We start from the raw sequence: 21,460 nt of genomic DNA, 5'->3' as shown, positions 1-21,460 counted from the left end.
CCGCCGCCACGTATCCCGTGATCGACGCCCGCGCGGCCAGTGCACCATCCCTACGCCAGTGTGAACTGGATCAGGTTCATCGGGTCACTGCGCTGCGCGGATTTGGCGTCCGGCCAGCAGTATCTCAGCCTCTTGTCGAGACCCCCCGGGTGAGTGGCGGCAAGCTGCGGGACAAATGCAGCCTTGTCAACATCCCGGGCAAAGACCCCTCTCCGCCGCCAAGACCGCGTTGCGATCCGGGTGTCGACAAGCGGCGCGGTCTGAATTATCTATAATTTATGAAACACGCCCCCTCAGAGACACAGTCCGCGCGCATCGCCCGCATCCTTGCCGACCGCATCATCTCGGGCGAGCTGCCGCCCGGCGCGCGGCTGCGGCAGGATCATGTCGCCGTGGAATTCGGCGCCAGCCACGTCCCCGTGCGCGAGGCCTTCCGGGCGCTGCAGATCCAGGGACTGGCCGAGAGCGAACCAAGGCGCGGCTTTCGCGTCACCGAGTTCGACGTGGCCGAACTGCGCGAGGTCGCCGAGATGCGGTCCAGCCTCGAAAGCCTCGCCCTGCGCCATGCCGCGCCCAATATGACGCGCGCTATTCTTCAGGAGGCAGAAGAGGTTACGCGCCACGGTGACAGCGCCAGCACGGTCCGGGAATGGGAGGCGGCGAACCGCCACTTCCACCGGCTGATCCTGTCGCCCTGCCGGATGCCACGGCTGCTGCGGACCATTGACGACCTGCAGGCGGCCAGCGCCCGCTTCCTCTTTGCCGCCTGGCGGCGCGACTGGGAGGCCCGCACCGATCACGACCACCGCGCCATTCTCGACGCCCTGCGCAAGGGCCAGACCGACCTCGCCTGCGCCACGCTGGCGCGCCATGTCGGCTGGATCGGCAAGCGCAAAACGGCGGTGAAAAATGCTGACGCCCGAGAGACTTACGAGATTCCCGGATAATTATCTATAAACTCGATTGCCAGAACCGCCCCCAATCCTCGTATTTATAGATAGACTTGACAGCTATCTTCGGAGGACAGACCCTTGGCATTTCTCACCCCTTCTCTGACCCGTCCTGCGGCGCTGGGACGCGGCTTTGCGCTGGCGCTTGGCGGCGCGGCGCTGATCACGCTCGGCGCCAAGATCCAGATCCCCTTCTGGCCGGTGCCGATGACCATGCACACGCTGGCGGTGTTCTTCCTCGCCGCCGCGCTGGGGCCAAGGCTGGGCCTCGCGGCGGTGGCGACCTACCTGACGGCGGGCGCCCTGGGGATGCCGGTCTTCTCGGGCACGCCGGAACGCGGCATCGGGCTGGCCTATATGGCCGGGCCGACCGGCGGCTATCTTGCGGGCTACCTGCTGGGCGCGCCCCTGACCGGCTGGCTGGCGCAGGGGCGCGGGCTGATCGGGCGCTTCCTTGCGATGCTGGCGGGCCTGACGGTGGTCTATGCCTGCGGCCTCGCCTGGCTTGCCGGTTTCGTCCCGGCGTCCTCCGTGCTGGCAGCAGGACTCACGCCCTTCATCCTCGGCGATCTGGTCAAGCTGGCGCTGGCCTCGGGGCTGATCACCGCGCTTGTGCGCCTCAGGGCCCGCGCAGAATGATCCGGACCGACTGGACCATGGCGGAGGCCAGGGCGATCCACGCCCTGCCCTTCGCCGACCTGATGCACCGCGCCCAGACCCTGCACCGCAAGCATTTCGACCCCAATGCGATCGAGACCGCCAGCCTGCTCAGCATCAAGACCGGCGGCTGCCCCGAGGATTGCGGCTATTGCTCGCAATCGGCCTTTCACGACACCGGGGTGAGGGCGACCAAGCTGATGGAGACCGACGCGGTTCTGGCCGCCGCCAGACGCGCCAAGGCCTCCGGCGCGCAACGCTTCTGCATGGGGGCCGCCTGGCGCAGCCCCAAGGACCGCGACATGGACAAGCTCTGCGACATGGTGCGGGGCGTGGCGGATCTGGGGCTGGAAACCTGCATGACGCTGGGCATGCTTTCACCCGGACAGGTCGCGCGGCTGAAGGCGGCGGGGCTGGATTTCTACAACCACAATATCGACACCTCGCCCGAGTATTACGCCCAGATCGCCAGCACCCGCACGATGGAGGACCGCCTCGACACGGTCGAACAGGTCCGCAAGGGCGGCATCAAGGTCTGCTGCGGCGGTATCCTCGGCATGGGCGAGACAGAAGAGGACCGCATCGCCATGCTGGTGACGCTGGCCACCCTGCCCGCGCATCCCGACAGCGTGCCGGTGAACCTGTGGAACGAGATCGAGGGCGTGCCGGTGCAGGCGCGTGCGCAGGCGGTCGATCCCTTCGCTCTGGTGCGGCTGGTGGCGCTGGCCCGCATCCTGATGCCGGCCTCGGTCCTGCGCCTGTCCGCCGGGCGCACCGGCATGAGCGACGAGGTGCAGGCGCTGTGCTTCCTCGCCGGGGCGAACTCGATCTTCGTGGGCGACCAGCTGCTGACCACCGGCAACCCGGCGGCCTGGAAGGATCAGGACCTTCTTGCCCGGCTGGGGATGCACTTCGCCCCCGCAGAAGCCCGGCCCCGGGTGGCGGCGGAATAGGTCAGGCCGGAACGCTTCGGGCGAGGATCTCCACCGCCCGGGCGATCTGCCCCTCGTCCAGCGCCGCATAGCCCAGACGGAAGGCCTGCGGCGCCGGGCCATCCAGCGCGAAGCGCCTGCCGGGCAGCAGCGCCAGCCCGGCCCGCCCGGTGGCTTCGGCCCAGGCCTCGGCCGACACCGCCTCGCAGCGCAGCCACAGCGCGAGGCCCCCGGCGGGCAGGTCAAAGGTGACGCGCCCGGCCAGCCGCGCGGCCAAAAGCCCCGCCAGCAGATCCCGCCGCGCCCGGTAGACCCGCCGCGCCTTGCGGGCGTGACGCCCCAGATCGCCCTCCCGGATCAGTTCCGCCAGCGCCGCCTCCATCGGCGCGTCGCCCTGCCGGTCGATGGCGGCCCGCGCCTCGACCATGCGGGTCAACAAGGGCTCTGGCGCCAGCGCATAGCCCAGCCGGATGCCGGGCGAGAGCAGCTTGGACAGCGAGCCCACGTAGATCAGCGGCAGCCCCTCGGGCGCACGGGCGGCCAGCGGCAGCACCGGGCGGCCCTCGAAGCGGTATTCGTGGTCGTAATCGTCCTCGATCAGCGTCAGCCCGTGGCGCTGCGCCAGTTCCAGCAGTTGCAACCGCCGCGCCGCGCCCATGGTCACGGTCGTCGGGTACTGGTGATGCGGCGTGACACAGACCGCCCGGATGCGCGGGTCGCGGGCCAGCGCCGCCTCCAGCGCATCGATCCTGAGGCCGCCGCCATCCACCGGCACGCCGCGCACCTCGGCCCCCGCCGCGCGAAAGGCGTCCCATGCCAGCGGATAGCCCGGTTCCTCGACCGCGATGACCTCGCCCGGGGACAGCGCCGCGCGCACGGCCAGAAACAGCGCCATCTGGCTGCCCCGCGCGATCAGCAACCGCGACGGATCCGCCACCACGCCCCGGTCCGAGGCAAGATAGCCCGCCAGCGCGTGGCGCAGCGACGCCGTGCCGCGCGCATCGCCATAATCCGCCCCGGCGCGAAAGGCGGGCGACAAGAGCGCCCGGCGAAAGGCCCGGGCCAATGCCTTGTCGGGCACCAGCTTGGGGTCGGGCGCGCCATCGGTGAAGGCCAGCGCCGCGCGCGGCGCCACCGGGTCCACCGGCGCGGGCGCGGGCCTGCGCGCCAGCATCGCCTGCGGCAGATCTTGCGCAACAAAGGTGCCCCGCGCCGGTTCGGCCCGCAGCCAGCCCTGGGTCAGCAGCTCCTGGTAGGCCGCATCCACCGTGTTGCGATGCACCCCCAGCGCGCGGGCCAGAGCCCGCGTGCCTGGCAACCGCGCCCCGGGCCGCAGCCGCCCCCGGGTGATGTCGCGGGTGATCGCCTCGGCAATGGCAAGGAACAGCGGGCCGCCGTAGCCCGGCTCTATCTCGAGGGCGAGTGGTTCACGCATATCCAGAACCGGCCTATCCAACTCTTTCATACTGGCACTTCCAGATAGGCCAGTGATTTGCCAAGGAGGGGAAAAACGCAAGAGGCTCCGATGACAGTCTTTCCGATCACCCTGCTGACCGGCCCGGTCGCTCCGCTTGCCGGCAGCGAGGCCCGCAGCGGCATCGTCAAGACCCGCGTGGTGCGCCCGCTGGCGCTGGGTCCCGAAGGTTTCGAGGGCGACGAACAGGCCGACAGGCGGGTGCATGGCGGCATCGAGAAGGCCGTGCACCATTACCCGCAGGACCATTACGCCGAGTGGCGCGCGGACCTTGGCGCGCTGCCGCCGCTGGCCGCCCCCGGCGGGTTCGGCGAGAATATCGCGACCGCCGGGCTCACCGAAGCCGAGGTTGCCGTGGGCGACACCTTCCGGCTGGGCAGCGCGCTGGTGCAGGTCTCGCAGGGGCGGCAACCCTGCTGGAAGCTCAACCACCGCTTCGGCCTGCCCGACATGGCGCGGCGGGTGCAGGCGACCGGGCGCACCGGGTGGTATTACCGCGTGCTCCGGCCCGGCACCGTCGCCCCCGGCGACCGGCTGGAGCTGTTCGACCGGCTGGCACCGGACTGGACCCTGCGGCGGCTCTGGCATGCGCTTTACGTCGACCGGATGAACCTCGGCGAACTCGAAGGCATCGCCGCGCTTGACGTGCTGGCCGAGGGCTGGCGCAAATATGCGGTCCGCAGACTGGACAGCCGCCGGGTCGAGGACTGGAGCGCAAGACTGGACGGCACCGCATGACCCCGCCCCCCTTCGTGATCTCGATCCAGAGCCAGGTGGTGCTTGGCCATGTGGGCAATTCCGCGGCGCTTTTCCCGATGCAGGCGGCGGGGCTGGAGGTGGCGGCGATCCCCACCGTTGTCTTCTCGAACACCTCCGACTACCCGACCCTGCGCGGTCGCGCCCTGCCACCCGAGTTCTTTTCCGACCTGCTGCAGGGCGCCCGCGAACGCGGCCTGCCCGAGCGCGCGGATTACATCCTCACGGGCTATATCGGGTCGCTCGACGTGGCCCAGATGGTGGCGGATTTCGTGGCCGAGGCGAAGGCCGCGAACCCGCGCCTGCGCTATGTCTGCGACCCGGTGATGGGCGACGAGGGGCCGGGTCTCTACGTCCCCGAGGCCATCGCCGGCGTGATGCGCGACCGGCTGCTGCCGATGGCCGACATCGCCACGCCGAACCCCTTCGAGCTGGCCTGGCTGACCGGGCTGCCGATCCGCGGGCTGGCCGATCTTCAGGCGGCGCGCGCGGCGCTTCACATCGCCCCCGCCGCCCATCTGATCGCCACCGGCTGCGTGCTGGGCGACACCCGCCAAGGCATGCTCGAAACCGTGCTTCTGGGACCTGAAGGCCCCAGCCGACACCCGACCGAACGCCTGCCGATCGCCCTGCCCGGCACCGGCGATCTCTTTGCCGGGCTGCTGGTCGCGGGCATCGGGCGCGGCCTTCCCGTGCCCCGCGCCATCGAGACGGCACAGGCCCTGACCGCCCGCGCCCTGCGTCACGCAAAGGCGCTTGGCGCGGGAGAGGTGGTGCTGAGCGAACCCGAGTTCCGCCGCGCGCTGCTGTCGCTGGGGTCCGGCTGAGGCCGGGGAACGCGGACCTCGCCGCCAGATCGGGGCGGCGCCTGCCTTGACCACCAGAGGCCCGGACCCCGGACCATGATCCGATGGGGGCGCTGGCCCACTGCCGTCTCATCCGTCCCAGCCCGACGATCTGGCGCGCCTGCCGACCCGCATCCCTGAGCCTTGCCGCCACTGCCGGTGGATGCGGCATGCAGGACCGCCCGGGCCGGCCCCAGGGCACACAGCCCAAGCCACACCCGCACCGGGTTGAAGGCGCGCGGATCCGGCATAATCGATTGTCGGGGGTAATGGCGCACCCGAGAGGATTCGAACCTCTGGCCTCTGCCTTCGGAGGGCAGCGCTCTATCCAGCTGAGCTACGGGTGCCTGCGCCGTCGTCTAACCTGCAACGCGGACCTGCGCAAGACGCTTTCCCACGGGTTCTTCCGTCAGGCAGGCTTGTGCGCGACGGCCAGCATCGTCATCTCGGGGATCAGGTCGTCGATCTCGACCCCGGTAAAGCCTGCAGCCGTCAGCGCCTCGGCCAGCCATCCCGCGTCAAGAGAGCGGGCGCGGGGCGTGAAGGCGGTGTGCTGCAACTGCCAGAGCGCCGCCAGCTTCGGCCCGCTGCGGTCGGCGCGGACGACAAAATCGTGCAGCAGAAGCCGCCCGCCCGGGGCAAGCGAATCGTAGGCCTGCCGCAGCAGCCCGGCATGGGCCTCTCCGGGGACGCCGGAAAAGAGATAGGACATCAGCACCACGTCCTGATCCCCCGGCCAGTCGCAGTCCAGCGCGTTGCCCTCGACATAGGTGATGCGGTCCGACAGCCCGGCCTCTGCCAGGTAGTCGCGCCCCAGCGCCGCGACATTGGGAAAGTCGACGATGGTCGCCGTCAGGCCCTGGTTGGCAGCGCAGAGCGTGATGGCAAAGGCCCCGGTGCCGCCGCCCAGATCCAGCAGCCTATGCGCGCCGGACAGGTCGACGCGCCGCAGCACCTGCCGCGCGGGGCCCAGAGAGCCCGCGTGTTGCGAGCGGGAGTAAAGCCGCGCCTGTTCCGGGTCCGAGAACCACTCGGCATAAGAGCCAGTCGCATCCTCGGGCAGCCGGTCGGTCAGCGCATGGTCGATCTGGTCCAGCAGCCCGTACATCTGCCGCCCGACCTGAAGCCGCAGGTAGTCGCCGAAATCATGCTTGGCGCCCTTGACCAGAAAGGCCTCGGCGGCGGGGGCGTTGCTGTAGGTGCCCGCCTCACCCACCACAAGACCCAGCCCTGCAAGCGCCGTCAGCAGGGTCTCTGCCCGGTCGGCATCCACCGCCGTGCGTTCGGCCAGTTGCGCGGCGGTGCTTGGCTGCCGGGACAGTTCGGTGAAGACCCCGACCTCGAGCGCCGCGAACAGCGCCTTGGACCCCATGAAGCCGAAAGCGATGTCGGACACCTGTTCCGCCGTTTCCAATGCTGCCATGGGGGCCCTCCGTTCTTGGCTTACCCCCTGCCTAGCGCATTCGACCCCAATCTTCCAGAAACGACACCCGGATGTCGCAAACGGACCGCCCCGCTGCCCGCGGATCAGCCGAAGAGATCGTGCGCCAGCTCCAGCGCCTCGACCAGCGTGTCGATCTCGGCCTCGGTGTTGTACAGGCCCATCGACGCGCGGCAGGTCGCCGTGACGCCAAGCTGGTCCATCAGCGGCCCGGCGCAGTGATGGCCCGCGCGCACCGCCACCCCCTTCTTGTCGAGGATGGTCGAGATGTCATGCGCATGGCCCGCCCCCTCCATCGTGAAGGAGAAGATCGCCGCCTTGTCCGCTGTCGTGCCCTGCAGCGACAGCCAGTTGAGGCCGGACAGCTTCTGCACGGCGTAATCGCGCAGGCTGGCCTCGTGGGCGGCAATGTTTTCCATCCCGAGGCCCATCATGTATTCCAGCGCGACGCCAAGGCCGATCTGCTGGACGATGCCCGGCGTGCCCGCCTCGAACTTCATCGGCGGGTCGTTGTAGGTGACCTCGTCCTTCGACACGTCCTTGATCATGTCGCCGCCGCCCATGAAGGGGCGCATCTCGGCCATGCGGGCCTTGCTCATCCAGATCGCGCCAGAGGCGGAGGGGCCGTAAAGCTTGTGCCCGGTGATGGCGTAGAAATCGCAACCGATCTCGGGGATGTTCACCGGCATATGCACCGCCGCCTGAGAGCCGTCGACCAGCACCGGCACCCCCTTGGCGCGGGCGCCCTCGCAGATCGCCTTGACGTCGACCACGGTGCCCAGCACGTTCGAGACATGGGTGACGGCGACCAGCTTGGTCTTCGGGCCGATGGCGTCGATGACCTTTTGCGGGTCCAGCGCACCGGTCGAATCCACGTCGACCCACTTCAGCACCACGCCCTGCCGCTCGCGCAGGAAATGCCAGGGCACGATATTGGCGTGATGCTCCATCACCGACAGGACGATCTCGTCGCCGGGTTCCAGCCGGGGCATGGCCCAGCCGTAGGCGACCATGTTGATGCCCATGGTGGTGCCGGTGGTGTAGACGATTTCCTCGGGATCGGGGGCACCAAGAAAGCGGGCGATGATCTCGCGCACGCCCTCGTATTTCTCGGTCGCGAGGTTTGACAGATAGTGCAAGCCCCTGTGAACGTTGGCGTATTCCTCGGCATAGCCCCTGGTCACCGCGTCAATGACGACCTGCGGCTTCTGCGCCGAGGCACCGTTGTCGAGGTAGACCAGCGGCTTGCCGTTGACCTCTCGCGACAGGATCGGAAAGTCGCGGCGGATCGTTTCTACGTCATACATTCATTGCCATCCCGTTCGGATCGACCCCCGCGAGGGCCAGTACGATCGACAGCGCGAAGGCCATGGCCAGAAGGCCCAGCCCCGCGACGGCACCGGCCTTGAGCAGGCTGCCCAGCCCGTGCGCCTCGTCGATAAAATTCAGCAGGATCCACAGGCCAAGCCCGGTGATCGCCATGAAGACCCCGGTGCCCAGCACCGGCGCCAGCGGCAGCACCAGCGCCATGAGCGCCTGCGCCAGAACCCGCAGCGCCTGCATCCAGATCAGCAGCAGCGCCATGTCGCGCAGCCGCGCGGTGCCGCCGAACAGCCCGCCGACCCATGTCAGCGCGGCGATGGTCGAGGCAAGGACGGCGGCCTGCATCGCGGCGAAGACCGCCGGATTGGCCAGAACCCCCGGCACCGGCACGGGCGCCAGAAGATGCGAGGCCGAAAAGACCAGCGTGTTCAGCACCACGACCAGCGCGAAGGCGGTCCACAGCGCCTCTGCCCCCGGCCGGATCGACAACAGCAGCCGCGCGACATCGCGCGGCGAGACCACGGTCTGCAGGGCCAGCGACAGGATGCCCGCCGGGTTCACGCGCCCACCTCAGCCGCGATGCGCAGGCCCTTGATCCAGAACAGCCCGAAGGCCACGACCCAGAGCAGGCCGACCAGCGTCAGCGCCGGTCCGGGGCCGATGAAGCCCGCCACCAGCCCGTTCAGCAGCATCAGCGGAGAGGCCGCCAGCAGCGCCCAGAACAGCGCCACGCGAGACCCGTAGCCGGTCATGCCGCTGCCCATGGCGCGGGCGAGCAGCGCCACCAGAAAGGCCAGCGCGTAGAGGATCAGCGGCACGAAGAAGACCACCGCCAGCAGCGTGCCGCCCAAGAGCATGTTCAGGTCCTGATCCTGCAGATGCGCCTGCCGCGCCAGCGCGGGCCAGCGGGCCACGAACATCACGCCGCAGCCCCCCATGAGGAAGGCCAGCGCCCGCGCCTCGGACGCGGGCTGCGCAAAGATGCGGCGCAGCACCGCGCCCGGCCCGCGAAAGCTGGCCGCGATGTCGGTGGTGACAGACACGCGCCCTGCCCTCCTTCGGCTCAGGCCCGACGACGGGCCAGCCAGGCCTCGACGCGGTCCACCAGTTCTTCGCGCAGGCTCTCGTCCTCGATCTCCTGCACGGCTTCGGCGATGAAGGCGATGGTCATCATGTCCTCGGCGATGCCGCGCGGCACGCCGCGGGCCCGCAGGTAGAACAGGCTGTCCTCGTCGATGGCGCCAGAGGTGGACCCGTGCGAACAGGCCACGTCGTCGGCGTAGATCTCAAGCTCGGGCTTGGCCAGGAACTGGCTGTCCCCGTCCAGCAAGAGGCTTTGCGAGATCTGGTAGCCGTCGGTCTTCTGCGCGTCGGGCTGCACCAGGATCTTGCCCTGGAAGACGCCGGTGGCGCCGTTGCGCAGCACCTTCTTGAAGACCTGACGCGACTCGCAGTTCACCGCGTCATGGGTGATGAAGACCGTGTCGTCGTGGTGGAAATCGCCGTCGCCCATGCAGGCGCCCGCGACATGGGCCACCGCGTCGTCGCCGGTGAACTCGATCACCGCCTCGTTGCGGGTCAGCACGCCGTTCATGGTCAGGGTGAAGCTCTTGAAGGTGCTTTCCTGCGCCAGACGGGCAAAGACATGCGTCACCGCGCGGCGCGCGTGGTCACGGCCCTGCGCGCGGACGTGATGCAGCGCGCCGCCCTCGGCGATATCCGCCTCGATCACATGGTTGAAACGCGCGGCGGCGGGACCGTTTTCAAGGATCGTCGCCTCGCAGCCCGCATCGACCTTCACCACGTGGTGCAGGATCGCGTCTGAGCGCGTTTCCTTGTGCGTGTAGGTGATGTGGATCGGCTTCGAGGGCTTGCCGGTCACGTGGATCAGCAGGCCATCGGTGGCAAAGGCGGTGTTCAGCGCCGCGTAGGGCCGCTGCACCGGGTTCTGACCCTTGGCCTCGAGCGTGCCATAGAGGTCCTGCGCCCAGTGGATATCCGCGACATCGGCCAGACGGGCGATTTCCACCCCTTCCAGCGAGAAATCGTCAGAGGCCTCGGCGTCGAAGACACCGTCGACAAAGACGATCTGCAGCCGCTCGCGTTCGCCGAAGATCGGCGCCTCGTGGGCTTCGAAGGCCTCGGCCTCGGGCGCCTCGACCGCGTTCAGCGTTTCGGGGCGGGTGAACTTCCAGTACTCGTCGCGCGCACCGGGCAGGCCCATGGCCTGCACCCGGGACAACGCGTCGCGGCGCGCAGGCGCGGACCAGCCGCCCTCGGGCAGGGTCAGCGCGGCAAGCCGTGCGTCGGTTGCGGTCTGTTTCGCCTGGGGCAAAGCCATTTACGCCTCCTCCGCGATCAGGTCCGCGTAGCCGTTGGTCTCGACCTCGAGGGCCAGCTCCGGTCCGCCGGTCTTGATGATGCGGCCATCGGCCATGATGTGCACGACGTCCGGCTTGATGTGGTCCAGAAGGCGCTGGTAGTGCGTGATCACAAGGAAGCCGCGCCCCTCGTCGCGCAGCGCGTTCACGCCGTCGGACACCAGCTTCATCGCGTCCACGTCAAGGCCCGAGTCGGTCTCGTCGAGGATGCACATCTTGGGTTCCAGCATAGCCATCTGCAGGATCTCGTTGCGCTTCTTCTCGCCGCCCGAGAAGCCCACGTTCACCGGGCGCTTCAGCATATCGGCGTCGATCTTCAGCTCTGCCGCCTTGGCGCGGATGGTCTTGAGGAAGTCGGTCGAGGACATTTCTTCCTCGCCACGCGCCTTGCGCTGTGCGTTCACCGCGGTGCGCAGGAAGGTCATGTTGCCGACGCCCGGGATCTCGACCGGGTACTGGAAGGCAAGGAACAGGCCGGCGGCGGCGCGCTCTTCGGGCTCCATATCGAGGATTTCCTCGCCCAGCAGCGTGGCGGAACCCTCGGTCACCTCATAGCCGTCACGGCCCGACAGCACGTAGGACAGCGTCGACTTGCCCGAGCCGTTCGGCCCCATGATCGCATGCACCTTGCCCGCCTCGACAGTCAGGTTCACGCCCTTGAGGATCTGCTTGTCCTCTTCTTCCAGCTTCACGTGCAGGTTCTTGATCTCAAGCATCTTTCGTCCTTTCGTCTGCCCCGTCAGGGGCCTGTTCGATCTGCGCAGCGTGCTGCGCGGTGTTCGTGTTGCGCAGACTCCTGCGCGGTGTTCGGGTTGCGCGCCGGGGCGCGCGGGGTTCGTCATGCGCCTTCCGGCGCGGGGTTCGGCGGCCTCAGCCCAGCACCACGGCGGTGCCGCTGGCCGAGACCATGAGCATGTTGTTGATGACCTCGTAATCGAGATCGACGCCGACCACCGCATTGGCACCCCGGCTTGCGGCGCGCTCTTCCAGCTCGCGCAGGGCGGTGTCGCGGGCCTCTTGCAGCGAGGCCTCGTAGGCGCCCGAGCGTCCGCCGATGATGTCGGTGATCCCGGCAAAGATGTCGCGGAACACGTTCGCCCCAAGGATCGCCTCGCCCACGACGATGCCCTTGTATTCGGCGATCTGGTAACCTTCGACGGTGGGTGTGGTGGTGACGATCATGAGGCCGCTCCGGGTTTCATCAGGAAGTTCATGTTGCCGCCATAGTGGCGCTTGTCGCAGACCGGGGTGTAGCCCCGCTCTGCCGCCCATGCCCGGAAAGCCCCGGCATTGGCATCCTCCACCTTGATGAAGATCAGCGGGCGGCAGCGGGCCACGGTCGGTTCCAGCCCCGCCAGCACCTCCATCTCCATGCCCTCGACGTCGATCTTGATCAGGTCGAAGCGGTCCTCCGCAAACAGCACATCGCCCGCATCGACCTGAAGATCGCCGCCCTTGCCGCGCTGCATCATGGTGCCGCCAAGGTTGCGGTCGCGACGCTTCATGAAGAGGCCGCCCTCGCTTTCGGCGCCCAGCCCGATGCCAGGCGCCTCCATGCGGTTCACACCGGTCAGCCCGTTCGGCACCACATTCGCGGCCAGAGGCGCCAGCGGTATCGGCTCGATCCCCGTGACCTGCGCGGCGCCGAGGTCGAAGTACTCGGCCCCCGTCGTCTCGGGCGCGGGCATGGAGAGGGTTCCGGTCATGTCACAACCTTCCGCAGCGCAGAGCGGGACGGCGAACCGCCCCCGGCCCCGTCAGCCCACCGACCCTTCGAGAGAGATGGCAACCAGCTGCTGCGCTTCCATGGCGAACTCCATCGGCAGTGCCTGAAGCACCTCGCGGCAGAAGCCGTTGACCACCAGAGCGACGGCCTCTTCCTCGTCCATGCCGCGCTGGCGGCAGTAGAACAGCTGGTCGTCGTCCACCTTGGACGTTGTGGCCTCATGCTCGACGCGGCTCGAGTTGTTCTTCACCTCGATATACGGGACCGTATGCGCGCCGCATTTGTCGCCGATCAGCAGCGAGTCGCACTGGGTGTAGTTGCGCGAATTCTTCGCCTTCGGGTGCATCGACACCAGCCCGCGATAGGTGTTCTGCGCCACCCCCGCACTGATGCCCTTGGACACGATCCGCGATTTCGTATCGCGGCCCAGATGGATCATCTTGGTGCCGGTGTCGGCCTGCTGGTGCCCGTTGGTGATCGCGATCGAGTAGAACTCGCCCTGCGATTCCGCCCCGCGCAGGATGCACGACGGGTATTTCCAGGTCACCGCAGAGCCGGTTTCAACCTGCGTCCACATCACCTTGGCCCGGTCACCCCGGCAATCGGCGCGCTTGGTCACGAAGTTGTAGATGCCGCCCTTGCCGTTCTCGTCGCCCGGGAACCAGTTCTGCACCGTGGAGTATTTCACCTCGGCGTCTTCCTCGACGATGATCTCGACCACCGCCGCATGCAGCTGCGCGGTGTCGCGCTGCGGCGCGGTGCAGCCTTCGAGGTAAGAGACATACGACCCCTTGTCGGCAATGATCAGCGTCCGCTCGAACTGGCCGGTGTTCTCGGCGTTGATGCGGAAATAGGTCGACAGCTCCATCGGGCAGCGCACGCCCGGCGGCACGTAGACGAAGGAGCCGTCCGAGAAGACGGCAGAGTTCAGCGTGGCATAGAAGTTGTCGCTGACCGGCACGACCGAGCCGAGGTATTTCTTCACCAGTTCGGGATGCTCGCGGATCGCCTCGGAGATCGAGCAGAAGATGACCCCTGCCTCGCGCAGCTCCTTCTGGAAGGTCGTGCCCACGGACACCGAGTCGAAGACCGCGTCCACCGCCACCTTGCGGTTCGAGCTGCGCGCGTCCGCCGGGGTCGCCTCGGCGCCCTCGACGCCTGCAAGGATCATCTGCTCCTTCAGCGGAATGCCCAGCTTTTCATAGGTCTCCAGCAGCTTGGGGTCGACCTCGTCCAGCGACTTCGGCTTCTCCGTCATGCTCTTGGGACGGGCATAGTAATACTGGTTCTGGAAGTCGATCTCGGGGTAGTCGACCATGGCCCAGTCGGGCTCTTCCTTCTGCAGCCAGCGGTCATAGGCCGCCAGACGCCAGTCGGTCATCCACTGCGGCTCTTCGTTCTTCTCCGAGATCAGGCGCACGATGTCCGGGGTCAGCCCCTTCGGCGCGTATTCCATCTCGATCTCGGTATTCCAGCCGTGTTTGTAGGTGGACACCTGCTCGACGGCATCCACCGTCTGCTGATCCACACCGTCCTTGACCGTCACCTTGTCGAACGCCGTCATGCGTATACCCTTCCTATCAGGCGGACCGCGCGCGGTGCCGCCGAACCTTCTGTTCCCAGGCCTCGCAGAAGCGCGCGACCTCATCTTCCGTCGTCGAGGGTCCAAGGCTCACCCGGATGGCCGAGCTTGCCGTGACCTCGTCATATCCCATCGCGCGCAGCACGCGGCTGGCGCGGACCTTGCCGGACGAACAGGCGCTGCCCGCGCTGATCGCGAAGCCCGCCAGATCCATCTGCATCACCTGCGTCTCTCCCTTCCACCCGGGGGTGGCAAAACAAGAGGTGTTCGGCAGGCGATCCGCGTCTTTCCCGACAAAAATAGTCTCTTTTGACGCAACCTCAATCCCATTTTCTAGAATCGCTCTAAGTTTTGCAACGCTTTCCCAAGCGCCCTCCGCCAGATCGCGCGCCGCCGCCTCTGCCGCCGCGCCGAACCCTGCGATTCCTATGATATTTTCGGTGCCCGAGCGCCGCCCCATTTCCTGCCCGCCGCCGCGGATCTGCGCCGCCAGGTCGGTCCCGCGCCGCAGAATCAGCGCACCGATCCCCTTTGGCCCGCCCAGCTTGTGCGCCGAGGCCAGCGCCATCTGGCAGCCCATCCAGTTGAAGGCCAGCGGCAGTTTGCCCCAGGCCTGCGTGGCATCCACCACCGCCAGCCCCTGCGGCAGAACCTGAACGACCCCGGTTTCGGAATTGGCCGCCTGCAGCGCCACCCGTCCCGGATCCCCGACCGATACGGCCCCGTCCCGCGACACCGGCAGCACCGGATCGACCCAGGCCGCCACCGCATCGTGCTCCACATCCCCCGCCAGAAGGCCCCGCCCCGCACAGGCCAGCGCCGCCGCCTCGGTGGCGCCGGAGACGAACACCACATCCGCCCCCTCCGCACCGAAGGCCGCCGCAACCTGCGCGCGGGCCTTCTCGACCAGCGACTTCGCCGCCCGCCCCTCGGCATGCACCGAGGAGGGGTTGCCGACCAGGTCCATCGCCCGGACCATCGCCTCGCGCGCCTCGGCCCGCAAAGGCGCCGTCGCATTCCAGTCAAGATAGACCCGTTCCACGCGCGCCCCTGCTTCTTCTGTCCAAAATTATTCCGGGGTCGCCATTGTCGCACCATTGGTCCGAGAGACAATGGCGACGGCAGCGCCCCCGTCCCGAACCCGCATCAGGCGCCCCCTCTAGCGGTCGTCGTCCACCACCGCAAACAGGTTCGGCACCGCAGGGCATGGCGCAAGGCCGTTGCCCACCACGTCCGACAGCCGCGTCTGGTGCAAAAAGACATAGACCTGCGCCGACAGGCTCTGCCACAACCGGTTGGTCATGGACTGGGCCTTGGATCCCGACATGCCCCCCGAGGCGCCCGCCCCCTTGTGCATCGCATCCACGGTCTCGTCGACCGCCGCCAGCACGTCGACGATGCGGATATCGCTGGCCGAGCGCGCCAGCCGGTAGCCGCCGCCCGGCCCGCGCACCGATTCCACCAGCCCGGCGCGGCGCAGCTTCACGAACAGCTGTTCCAGGTAGGACAGCGACACGTCCTGACGGCGCGAGATATCCGCCAGCGTCACCAGCGCATCCTCCGCCTGCAGGGCGATATCGGCCAGCGCCACCATGGCATAGCGGCCCTTTGTACTCAGCTTCATGCGCGGTTCCCCCGGAACAATTTGACCTTGACGGCCCGATTGCCTATCTGCTGCAAAGCCCCGACCCGGGCAGCCCGGATCGGAAATTGTCTAAGGTGGCAGAGCGGATGCGTCAAGAATGCGCCCCTGCCGGCCCGGACATCACGTACAGGAGTGCCACCACCCCATGCCCGAGGTCATCTTTCCCGGACCCGAAGGCCGCCTCGAAGGCCGTTACCATCCGCAAAAAGACCGCGATGCGCCGATTGCCATCGTGCTTCATCCGCACCCGCAGTTCGGCGGGACGATGAACAACAAGGTGGTCTACAACCTGCATTACGCCTTCTACAAGATGGGCTTCACGGTGCTGCGGTTCAACTTCCGCGGCGTCGGCCGCAGCCAGGGCGAATACGATCAGGGCGTGGGCGAATTGTCCGACGCGGCCTCGGCCCTCGACTACCTGCAGTCGATGAACCAGAACTCCAAGCATTGCTGGGTCGCCGGTTTCTCCTTCGGCGCATGGATCGGCATGCAGCTCCTGATGCGGCGCCCCGAGATCACCGGCTTCGTCTCGGTCTCGCCGCCCGCCAACATGTACGACTTCTCGTTCCTCGCGCCCTGCCCCTCGTCGGGACTGATCATCAACGGCACCAACGACCGCGTTGCGCCGCCCGCCGACACGCGCGGCCTGGTCAATAAGCTGCACGAGCAGAAGGGCATCTCGATCACCCACGAGGAAATCGACGGCTCCGGCCATTTCTTCGAAGAGCCGCACATGGACACGATGATCGGCTCGGTCACCGGCTACGTGAAGCGGCGCCTGACCGAAACCACGAGGTAAACGCCTATGTCCGTCGTCGACGATCTTGCAGACAAGCTGGCCCGCGACACCATCAAGGCGATGGACGCACTCGGCGACGAGAACCTGCCGGATCAGGTGGCGGCGGTGCTGGGCGCCTCTTCGCCCTCGTCAGAGGAAATCTTCCGCGCCGCGGTGCGCATCCGGCTGGCCGAGCGCCGGGCGCGGAGTTTCCTGAACGAGCATGTCGAGCGCGCCCTTGAAGCCAGGCGGCGCGGCGAGGATCTGCCCGAGGCGCTGGCCCCGGGCACCGACAACAAGCACCTCTGAGGCCGGGCGCCGGTTTCTTGCAAAGAAACCGGCCCGAATTCCGCACCGGAATTCGGCGCCCCCGCAGGCCGGGTGCCCGGGCTCAGAAGTGGATCGCCCGGCCCCATGCATCCAGAACGCTTTCGTGCATCATCTCCGACAGCGTCGGGTGCGGAAAGACCGTCTGCATCAGGTCCTCTTCGGTGGTCTCCAGCTGCCGCCCGATCACGTAGCCCTGGATCAGCTCCGTCACCTCGGCGCCGACCATATGCGCGCCCAGAAGCGCGCCGGTCTTCGCATCGAAGATCGTCTTGACCATGCCCTCGGCCTCCCCCAGCGCGATGGCCTTGCCATTGCCGATGAAGGGGAAGCGCCCGACGCGGATCTCGTGCCCCGCGGCCTTTGCCTCTGCCTCGGTCAGCCCGACCGAGGCGACCTGCGGCTGGCAATAGGTACAGCCGGCGATGCTGTCCGGCGCGACCGGGTGCGGATCGCCCCCGGCGATCAGCTCGGCGACCATCACCCCCTCGTGGCTGGCCTTATGCGCCAGCCAGGGAGCCCCGGCCAGATCGCCGATGGCATAAAGCCCGTCGACCCCGGTGCGGCAGTGGCGGTCGGTCACGACATGGGTCTTCTCGACCCGCACGCCCAGCTCTTCCAGCCCCAGACCTTCCACATTTCCGACAATTCCGACCGCCGAGATGACCGCATCGACCGCGAGCCTTGACTTATCCCCGGATTTATCCACAGAGGCCACAACCTCCCCCGCCTGCCGGTCCAGCGCGGTGACCGTCGCCCCCTCCAGCACCGTCATGCCCTGCTTCACGAACTGCTTCCTGGCAAAGGCGGCGATCTCGGCATCCTCGGCGGGCAGGATGCGGTCCATCACCTCGACCACCGTCACCTCGGCGCCGAGCGCATTGTAGAAGCTGGCGAACTCGATCCCGATGGCGCCCGAGCCGATAACCAGCAGGCGTTTGGGCATATGCGGCGGCTGCAGCGCGTGGCGGTAGCTCCAGACCCGCTTGCCGTCGGCCTCCAGCCCCGGCAGGTCCCGGGCGCGGGCCCCGGTGGCCAGCACCACCGCACCGGCCTCGAGCACGCGGTCTCCGACCACCACGCGGCGCGGACCCTCCAGCCGCGCCTCGCCCATCACAACGGTGACCCCGTTCTTCTTCAGCAGATGCCCGACACCCTGGTTCAGCTGCTTCGCGATCCCGCGCGAGCGCGCCACCACCCTGTCCAGGTCGAAGCCCAGCCCCTCGGCCGTCAGGCCGAATTCCCCGGCCCTTTGCATCAGGTGAAAGACCTCGGCAGAACGCAGAAGCGCCTTGGTCGGGATACAGCCCCAGTTCAGGCAGATGCCGCCGAGGTGCTCGCGTTCCACCACGCAGACCGTCAGGCCAAGCTGCGCGCCGCGAATGGCGGCGACATAGCCCCCGGGGCCTGCGCCCACCACCACCATGTCGAATGTCTGCGAAGCCATGCGTGCCCTCCCTGCCGCCATCCGCCCAAGGCTACGGGACGGAGGGCGCGGGAGCAAAGCGAAAGCGTCAGGCGGCCTCGACCGCCTGCACCTCGCGCAGAAGCGCGCCGTATCCGCCGTTCTCGGTGAATTCGGCCTCTGCCGCCGTGGTGCGCCGGTCCAGCGCCGCATTGCGGTAGGGGAAGCGCCCGAACTGGCGGATCACCTCGCGGTGCACGCGCGCGTGCAGCAGGTTGTCGCCACCGTCCAGACGCTCCTTGATCAGGCGCACGCAGCGGTCCTGATCGCAGAGGTTTTCCGAATGCATCAGCGGCAGGTAGAAGAACTGCCGCGCGGGCCCGTCGATCTTCATGTCCCAGCCGCGATGGATCGCCTGCTTGGCCACCGCCAGCGCCACCCGGTCCGAGGCAAAGGCCCGGGCCTCGCCACGGAACATGTTGCGGGGGAACTGATCGGCCAGGATGATATAGGCCAGAACGCCGCTGGGATGCGTCAGCCACAGGCCGAAACGCCCCTCCATCAGCCCTTCCCACGCGGCACCGAAACGCGCGGTGATCTCCGCGTCAAGCGCGTCGTCCTGCGCGTACCACCCCTTGGCTCCGACCTCGTCGAGCCAGAATCCCAGAACCTCTTCGGGCTTTGTCATCGTCCTCTCCAGTCACACATGACCCGCTCCACAGGTCCAAGCATTATGCGAGCGAAGGCCCTGACCCCAATCACGAATTCTGTCAATGTCTGACAGATCGGGGGCGTCACTCCTCTTCTTCCTCTTCGTCACCGGACCGGTCGATGTAGTAGTCCTGCGCAATCTCGACCGCGATGGGCGAGGCGGAGGGCATGACCTTGGCATAGGCGGTCTGCTCCTCGACGGAATGCGCGGGCCGCTGCGTCATCCGGTACAGCGCGTAAAGCGAGACCGCCGACATCAGAACGGTGATCAGCACGAAGAAGCCCGCGGGGCCGATCTGTTGCATGCCCCAGCCGATGATCAGCGGGCCGGCCACGGCGCCCACGCCGTTCACGAACAGCAGACCGGCCGAGGCACCGGCCATGTCCTCCGGCTCGAGGAAGTCGTTGGTATAGGCGATCAGCAGCGAATACAGCGGGTTGGAACAGCCGCCGACCACGAAGGCGCAGGTCACGAGGATGGGGAAGGCCCCGCCCGCGAAGATCGCCACCGCCGCCGCCGCGGCGCCGAGCGCGGCCACCATCATGATCAGCCGCCGCCGGTCGAAGCGGTCCGACAGCCAGCCCAGCGGATACTGCATCAAGAGCGCGCCGATGTAGAAGGTGGCGACGAAGATCGAGATCTGCCCCAGCGTCAGCCCGGCCTGTGTGCCGTAGACCGCCGCCATGCCGAACTGCGCGGAGAAGACCCCGCCCAGCAGGAACATGCCCACCATGCCCAGCGGCGAGACGGCGTAGAGCTCTTTCAGGGTCTTGGGCTTGGTGGATTCGAAGGCCGGGGTGGGCTGGATCGTCAGCAGGATCGGCGCGAAAGAGATCGAAACCAGCACCGAGGGGATGACGAACAGCAAAAAGCCCGTGGCATCCGGGATCAGCAGAACGCCCTGCGCGATGATGATGCCCGCCATCTGCACGATCATGTAGGCCGACAACGTCTGGCCCCGGGTTTCGTTCGAGGTGGCGTTGTTCAGCCAGCTTTCGGCGGTGATGTAGACCCCGCAGAAGCAGAACCCCAGGACCACCCGGCCCAGCGTCCATGCGATGGGGTCGCGGAAGGCCGGAAACAGGATCAGCGCCGCCGAGATGAAGGACCCCAGCGCGGCGAAGACCCGAACGTGCCCGACGCGGCGGATCATGTTCGGCACGCTGCGCGAGGCGATCAGGAAGCCCGCGAAGTAACCCGCCATGACGATCGACATGGTCGCCGCGGAAAAGCCCTCTGCCGAGCCGCGCACACCCAGCAACGAGCCCTGCAGGCCGTTGCCCACCATCAGAAGCAGCATGCCCAGCAGCAGCGGCCAGGCGGTGGTGATGACGTGGTACATGGGACCTCCGGTGTCTTGTACCCCGGGTCTGTCAGGAACCGGGCGGCGCGCTCTGGTCGCTTAGCGACCCCTGCCACGATTCGGTGTCGCGAAGCGACCAGCTTTCCGGGATCAGGCGCGATCCGGCGGGATCAGCAGCGAGGCATCGCCGTAGGAAAAGAACCGGTACCCCTCGGTGACGGCATGATCGTAGACCCGGCGCATCCGCTCCTGCCCCATGAGGGCGGAAACCAGCATGAGCAGCGTCGATTTCGGCAGGTGGAAATTGGTCATCAGCGCGTCGGTCACGTGGAAGGTGAAACCCGGATAGATGAAGATATCCGTCACCCCCGCATAGGGCGCGATCCGGCCAGACCGCGCGGCGGTCTCGATCAGCCGCAGTGCCGTGGTGCCGACGGGAATGATCCGCCCGCCCGCCGCGCGGGTCGCGGCGATCTCGGCAGCGGCCTCTTCGGTGACCTCGCCCCATTCGCCGTGCATCCGGTGCGTCGTCACGTCCTCGACCTTGACCGGCAGAAAGGTGCCCGCCCCCACGTGCAGCGTGACATGGGTGAAGTCCACGCCATGCGCGCGCAGCCGCTCCAGCAGCGGGGCGTCGAAATGCAGCGAGGCCGTGGGCGCGGCGACCGCGCCGCGATGGCGCGCCCAGACGGTCTGGTAATCCTCGTGGTCCTGCGCGTCTGCGGCCCGTTTCGCGGCAATGTAGGGCGGCAGCGGCATCGCGCCCGCCGCGTTCAGGGCCGCGTCGAAATCCTCGCCCGTCAGGTTGAAGCGCAGCACGGCCTGCCCTTCGTGTCGCGCCTCAAGCGTGGCGGACAAGTCGCTGGAAAAAATGATGTCCTCGCCGTCTCGCACCTTCTTCAGCGGCTTCACCAGCGCCGTCCACGCGCCATCCGCCTGCGGCTCCAGCAGGGTCACGTCGATACGGGCCTCGGTCTCTCCGGCCTCGCCGGAGCGTTTGCGTATCCCGTGAAGTCGCGCCGGCAAGACCCTGGTATCGTTGAGGATCAGCCGGTCGCCGGGGCGCAGCCAGCGGGTCAGGTCCGTGACCACCGCATCGGTGAGGGCATCGCCCTCCGCCACAAGCAGACGCGCCGAGGACCGGGGCCGCGCGGGCCGCGTGGCAATCAGGCTTTCAGGCAGGTCGAAGTCGAAATCGCTGAGTTTCATTGCAGGCTCCGCCG

At 67.7% G+C, this 21,460-nt stretch carries 23 protein-coding genes, 1 tRNA gene and 1 riboswitch; of the genes, 7 read left to right on the top strand and 17 right to left on the bottom strand.

Annotated features, from left to right (window positions below; translation table 11 throughout):
* Positions 1-29: 29 nt before the first annotated feature.
* Positions 30-158, bottom strand: a riboswitch (TPP riboswitch).
* 120 nt (positions 159-278) lie between these two features.
* From ACN5KJ_RS09975 to bioB, 3 genes are all read left to right on the top strand, one after another.
* Complete coding sequence (locus ACN5KJ_RS09975; RefSeq protein ID WP_418593697.1) at positions 279-947, top strand: GntR family transcriptional regulator; 669 nt, start codon at positions 279-281, stop codon at positions 945-947.
* Positions 948-1,031: 84 nt separating this feature from the next.
* Positions 1,032-1,589: a biotin transporter BioY gene (locus ACN5KJ_RS09970; RefSeq protein WP_418593696.1), complete on the top strand. Its 558-nt coding sequence runs from the start codon at positions 1,032-1,034 to the stop codon at positions 1,587-1,589.
* Positions 1,586-2,560, top strand: a complete 975-nt coding sequence (gene bioB / locus ACN5KJ_RS09965) for a biotin synthase BioB (RefSeq protein ID WP_418593694.1) — start codon at positions 1,586-1,588, stop codon at positions 2,558-2,560. The genes ACN5KJ_RS09970 and bioB overlap by 4 nt, the downstream gene beginning before the upstream one ends.
* A 1-nt stretch (position 2,561) precedes the next feature.
* Here the strand turns inward: bioB and ACN5KJ_RS09960 are convergent, their stop codons facing one another.
* The gene (locus ACN5KJ_RS09960; RefSeq protein ID WP_418593692.1) at positions 2,562-3,974 is read right to left on the bottom strand and encodes a PLP-dependent aminotransferase family protein; all 1,413 of its coding nucleotides are present in this window, start codon (positions 3,972-3,974) and stop codon (positions 2,562-2,564) included.
* A 90-nt stretch (positions 3,975-4,064) separates the two neighbouring features.
* Between ACN5KJ_RS09960 and ACN5KJ_RS09955 the strand changes: the two genes are divergently transcribed.
* Complete coding sequence (locus ACN5KJ_RS09955; RefSeq protein WP_418593691.1) at positions 4,065-4,751, top strand: MOSC domain-containing protein; 687 nt, start codon at positions 4,065-4,067, stop codon at positions 4,749-4,751.
* Positions 4,748-5,596: a pyridoxal kinase gene (gene pdxY, locus ACN5KJ_RS09950; RefSeq protein WP_418593690.1), complete on the top strand. Its 849-nt coding sequence runs from the start codon at positions 4,748-4,750 to the stop codon at positions 5,594-5,596. The genes ACN5KJ_RS09955 and pdxY overlap by 4 nt, the downstream gene beginning before the upstream one ends.
* 288 nt (positions 5,597-5,884) lie before the next feature.
* Here pdxY and ACN5KJ_RS09945 read toward each other — a convergent pair.
* From ACN5KJ_RS09945 to ACN5KJ_RS09890, 12 genes are all read right to left on the bottom strand, one after another.
* Positions 5,885-5,961, bottom strand: a tRNA-Arg gene (locus tag ACN5KJ_RS09945).
* 62 nt (positions 5,962-6,023) lie between these two features.
* Entirely contained in the window at positions 6,024-7,037 is a 1,014-nt protein-coding gene (locus ACN5KJ_RS09940; RefSeq protein WP_418593688.1) for a methyltransferase, read from the bottom strand.
* Between the two features lie 104 nt (positions 7,038-7,141).
* The gene (locus ACN5KJ_RS09935) at positions 7,142-8,362 is read right to left on the bottom strand and encodes a cysteine desulfurase (RefSeq protein ID WP_418593687.1); all 1,221 of its coding nucleotides are present in this window, start codon (positions 8,360-8,362) and stop codon (positions 7,142-7,144) included.
* Positions 8,355-8,939, bottom strand: a complete 585-nt coding sequence (locus ACN5KJ_RS09930; protein WP_418593686.1) for a YIP1 family protein — start codon at positions 8,937-8,939, stop codon at positions 8,355-8,357. The genes ACN5KJ_RS09935 and ACN5KJ_RS09930 overlap by 8 nt, the downstream gene beginning before the upstream one ends.
* Positions 8,936-9,421 carry a YIP1 family protein gene (locus ACN5KJ_RS09925; protein ID WP_347165198.1) on the bottom strand — a complete coding sequence of 162 codons (486 nt, stop codon included), beginning with the start codon at positions 9,419-9,421 and terminating at the stop codon, positions 8,936-8,938. Before ACN5KJ_RS09925 ends, ACN5KJ_RS09930 begins: the two co-directional genes overlap by 4 nt.
* A gap of 20 nt (positions 9,422-9,441) precedes the next feature.
* On the bottom strand, positions 9,442-10,719 hold the full coding sequence (locus ACN5KJ_RS09920) for a SufB/SufD family protein (RefSeq protein ID WP_418593685.1): 1,278 nt from the start codon (positions 10,717-10,719) through the stop codon (positions 9,442-9,444).
* A complete protein-coding gene (gene sufC / locus ACN5KJ_RS09915) occupies positions 10,720-11,475 on the bottom strand; it encodes a Fe-S cluster assembly ATPase SufC (RefSeq protein WP_206563437.1) in 756 nt (251 codons plus the stop codon).
* Between the two features lie 154 nt (positions 11,476-11,629).
* Positions 11,630-11,941, bottom strand: coding sequence for a heavy metal-binding domain-containing protein (locus ACN5KJ_RS09910; protein ID WP_023852418.1), 312 nt, complete (start codon positions 11,939-11,941; stop codon positions 11,630-11,632).
* Positions 11,938-12,465 (bottom strand): FkbM family methyltransferase, encoded by a 528-nt coding sequence (locus ACN5KJ_RS09905; RefSeq protein WP_418593684.1) that lies wholly within the window; start codon positions 12,463-12,465, stop codon positions 11,938-11,940. Before ACN5KJ_RS09905 ends, ACN5KJ_RS09910 begins: the two co-directional genes overlap by 4 nt.
* A gap of 51 nt (positions 12,466-12,516) precedes the next feature.
* The gene (gene sufB, locus ACN5KJ_RS09900; protein WP_347165204.1) at positions 12,517-14,049 is read right to left on the bottom strand and encodes a Fe-S cluster assembly protein SufB; all 1,533 of its coding nucleotides are present in this window, start codon (positions 14,047-14,049) and stop codon (positions 12,517-12,519) included.
* 16 nt (positions 14,050-14,065) lie between these two features.
* Positions 14,066-15,109 carry a cysteine desulfurase family protein gene (locus ACN5KJ_RS09895; RefSeq protein ID WP_418593682.1) on the bottom strand — a complete coding sequence of 348 codons (1,044 nt, stop codon included), beginning with the start codon at positions 15,107-15,109 and terminating at the stop codon, positions 14,066-14,068.
* A gap of 117 nt (positions 15,110-15,226) precedes the next feature.
* Complete coding sequence (locus ACN5KJ_RS09890) at positions 15,227-15,691, bottom strand: Rrf2 family transcriptional regulator (RefSeq protein ID WP_031323111.1); 465 nt, start codon at positions 15,689-15,691, stop codon at positions 15,227-15,229.
* Positions 15,692-15,857: 166 nt separating this feature from the next.
* Here ACN5KJ_RS09890 and ACN5KJ_RS09885 point away from each other — a divergent pair, with 166 nt between their 5' ends.
* Both ACN5KJ_RS09885 and ACN5KJ_RS09880 read left to right on the top strand, forming a co-directional pair.
* Positions 15,858-16,511 carry an alpha/beta hydrolase gene (locus tag ACN5KJ_RS09885; RefSeq protein ID WP_418593681.1) on the top strand — a complete coding sequence of 218 codons (654 nt, stop codon included), beginning with the start codon at positions 15,858-15,860 and terminating at the stop codon, positions 16,509-16,511.
* A gap of 6 nt (positions 16,512-16,517) precedes the next feature.
* Positions 16,518-16,799: a hypothetical protein gene (locus ACN5KJ_RS09880; protein ID WP_418593680.1), complete on the top strand. Its 282-nt coding sequence runs from the start codon at positions 16,518-16,520 to the stop codon at positions 16,797-16,799.
* Between the two features lie 82 nt (positions 16,800-16,881).
* On the opposite strand, the gene lpdA is transcribed toward ACN5KJ_RS09880, so the two are convergent.
* The 4 genes from lpdA to queA form a co-directional block, all read right to left on the bottom strand.
* On the bottom strand, positions 16,882-18,264 hold the full coding sequence (gene lpdA / locus ACN5KJ_RS09875; RefSeq protein ID WP_418593679.1) for a dihydrolipoyl dehydrogenase: 1,383 nt from the start codon (positions 18,262-18,264) through the stop codon (positions 16,882-16,884).
* Between the two features lie 67 nt (positions 18,265-18,331).
* A complete protein-coding gene (locus tag ACN5KJ_RS09870) occupies positions 18,332-18,910 on the bottom strand; it encodes a DUF924 family protein (RefSeq protein WP_347165209.1) in 579 nt (192 codons plus the stop codon).
* Positions 18,911-19,016: 106 nt separating this feature from the next.
* The gene (locus ACN5KJ_RS09865; RefSeq protein WP_418593677.1) at positions 19,017-20,276 is read right to left on the bottom strand and encodes an MFS transporter; all 1,260 of its coding nucleotides are present in this window, start codon (positions 20,274-20,276) and stop codon (positions 19,017-19,019) included.
* A gap of 111 nt (positions 20,277-20,387) precedes the next feature.
* Positions 20,388-21,446, bottom strand: coding sequence for a tRNA preQ1(34) S-adenosylmethionine ribosyltransferase-isomerase QueA (queA, locus tag ACN5KJ_RS09860; RefSeq protein WP_418593676.1), 1,059 nt, complete (start codon positions 21,444-21,446; stop codon positions 20,388-20,390).
* Positions 21,447-21,460 lie beyond the last annotated feature (14 nt).

The sequence above is a fragment of the Ponticoccus sp. (in: a-proteobacteria) genome, from assembly GCF_048381735.1.
The sequence above is the reverse complement of the archived record's forward strand: the minus strand, read 5'-3'. Positions and strand labels throughout refer to the sequence as shown.

What these genes read in the sequence shown, in the direction of transcription:
- ACN5KJ_RS09975 (WP_418593697.1), top strand. Translation starts at nt 279, where the DNA reads ATGAAACACGCCCCCTCAGAGACACAGTCCGCGCGCATCGCCCGCATC.
- bioB (WP_418593694.1), top strand. Translation starts at nt 1,586, where the DNA reads ATGATCCGGACCGACTGGACCATGGCGGAGGCCAGGGCGATCCACGCC.
- ACN5KJ_RS09960 (WP_418593692.1), bottom strand. Translation starts at nt 3,974, where the DNA reads ATGCGTGAACCACTCGCCCTCGAGATAGAGCCGGGCTACGGCGGCCCG.
- ACN5KJ_RS09955 (WP_418593691.1), top strand. Translation starts at nt 4,065, where the DNA reads ATGACAGTCTTTCCGATCACCCTGCTGACCGGCCCGGTCGCTCCGCTT.
- pdxY (WP_418593690.1), top strand. Translation starts at nt 4,748, where the DNA reads ATGACCCCGCCCCCCTTCGTGATCTCGATCCAGAGCCAGGTGGTGCTT.
- ACN5KJ_RS09940 (WP_418593688.1), bottom strand. Translation starts at nt 7,037, where the DNA reads ATGGCAGCATTGGAAACGGCGGAACAGGTGTCCGACATCGCTTTCGGC.
- ACN5KJ_RS09935 (WP_418593687.1), bottom strand. Translation starts at nt 8,362, where the DNA reads ATGTATGACGTAGAAACGATCCGCCGCGACTTTCCGATCCTGTCGCGA.
- ACN5KJ_RS09920 (WP_418593685.1), bottom strand. Translation starts at nt 10,719, where the DNA reads ATGGCTTTGCCCCAGGCGAAACAGACCGCAACCGACGCACGGCTTGCC.
- sufC (WP_206563437.1), bottom strand. Translation starts at nt 11,475, where the DNA reads ATGCTTGAGATCAAGAACCTGCACGTGAAGCTGGAAGAAGAGGACAAG.
- ACN5KJ_RS09910 (WP_023852418.1), bottom strand. Translation starts at nt 11,941, where the DNA reads ATGATCGTCACCACCACACCCACCGTCGAAGGTTACCAGATCGCCGAA.
- ACN5KJ_RS09905 (WP_418593684.1), bottom strand. Translation starts at nt 12,465, where the DNA reads ATGACCGGAACCCTCTCCATGCCCGCGCCCGAGACGACGGGGGCCGAG.
- sufB (WP_347165204.1), bottom strand. Translation starts at nt 14,049, where the DNA reads ATGACGGCGTTCGACAAGGTGACGGTCAAGGACGGTGTGGATCAGCAG.
- ACN5KJ_RS09890 (WP_031323111.1), bottom strand. Translation starts at nt 15,691, where the DNA reads ATGAAGCTGAGTACAAAGGGCCGCTATGCCATGGTGGCGCTGGCCGAT.
- ACN5KJ_RS09885 (WP_418593681.1), top strand. Translation starts at nt 15,858, where the DNA reads ATGCCCGAGGTCATCTTTCCCGGACCCGAAGGCCGCCTCGAAGGCCGT.
- ACN5KJ_RS09880 (WP_418593680.1), top strand. Translation starts at nt 16,518, where the DNA reads ATGTCCGTCGTCGACGATCTTGCAGACAAGCTGGCCCGCGACACCATC.
- lpdA (WP_418593679.1), bottom strand. Translation starts at nt 18,264, where the DNA reads ATGGCTTCGCAGACATTCGACATGGTGGTGGTGGGCGCAGGCCCCGGG.
- ACN5KJ_RS09870 (WP_347165209.1), bottom strand. Translation starts at nt 18,910, where the DNA reads ATGACAAAGCCCGAAGAGGTTCTGGGATTCTGGCTCGACGAGGTCGGA.
- ACN5KJ_RS09865 (WP_418593677.1), bottom strand. Translation starts at nt 20,276, where the DNA reads ATGTACCACGTCATCACCACCGCCTGGCCGCTGCTGCTGGGCATGCTG.
- queA (WP_418593676.1), bottom strand. Translation starts at nt 21,446, where the DNA reads ATGAAACTCAGCGATTTCGACTTCGACCTGCCTGAAAGCCTGATTGCC.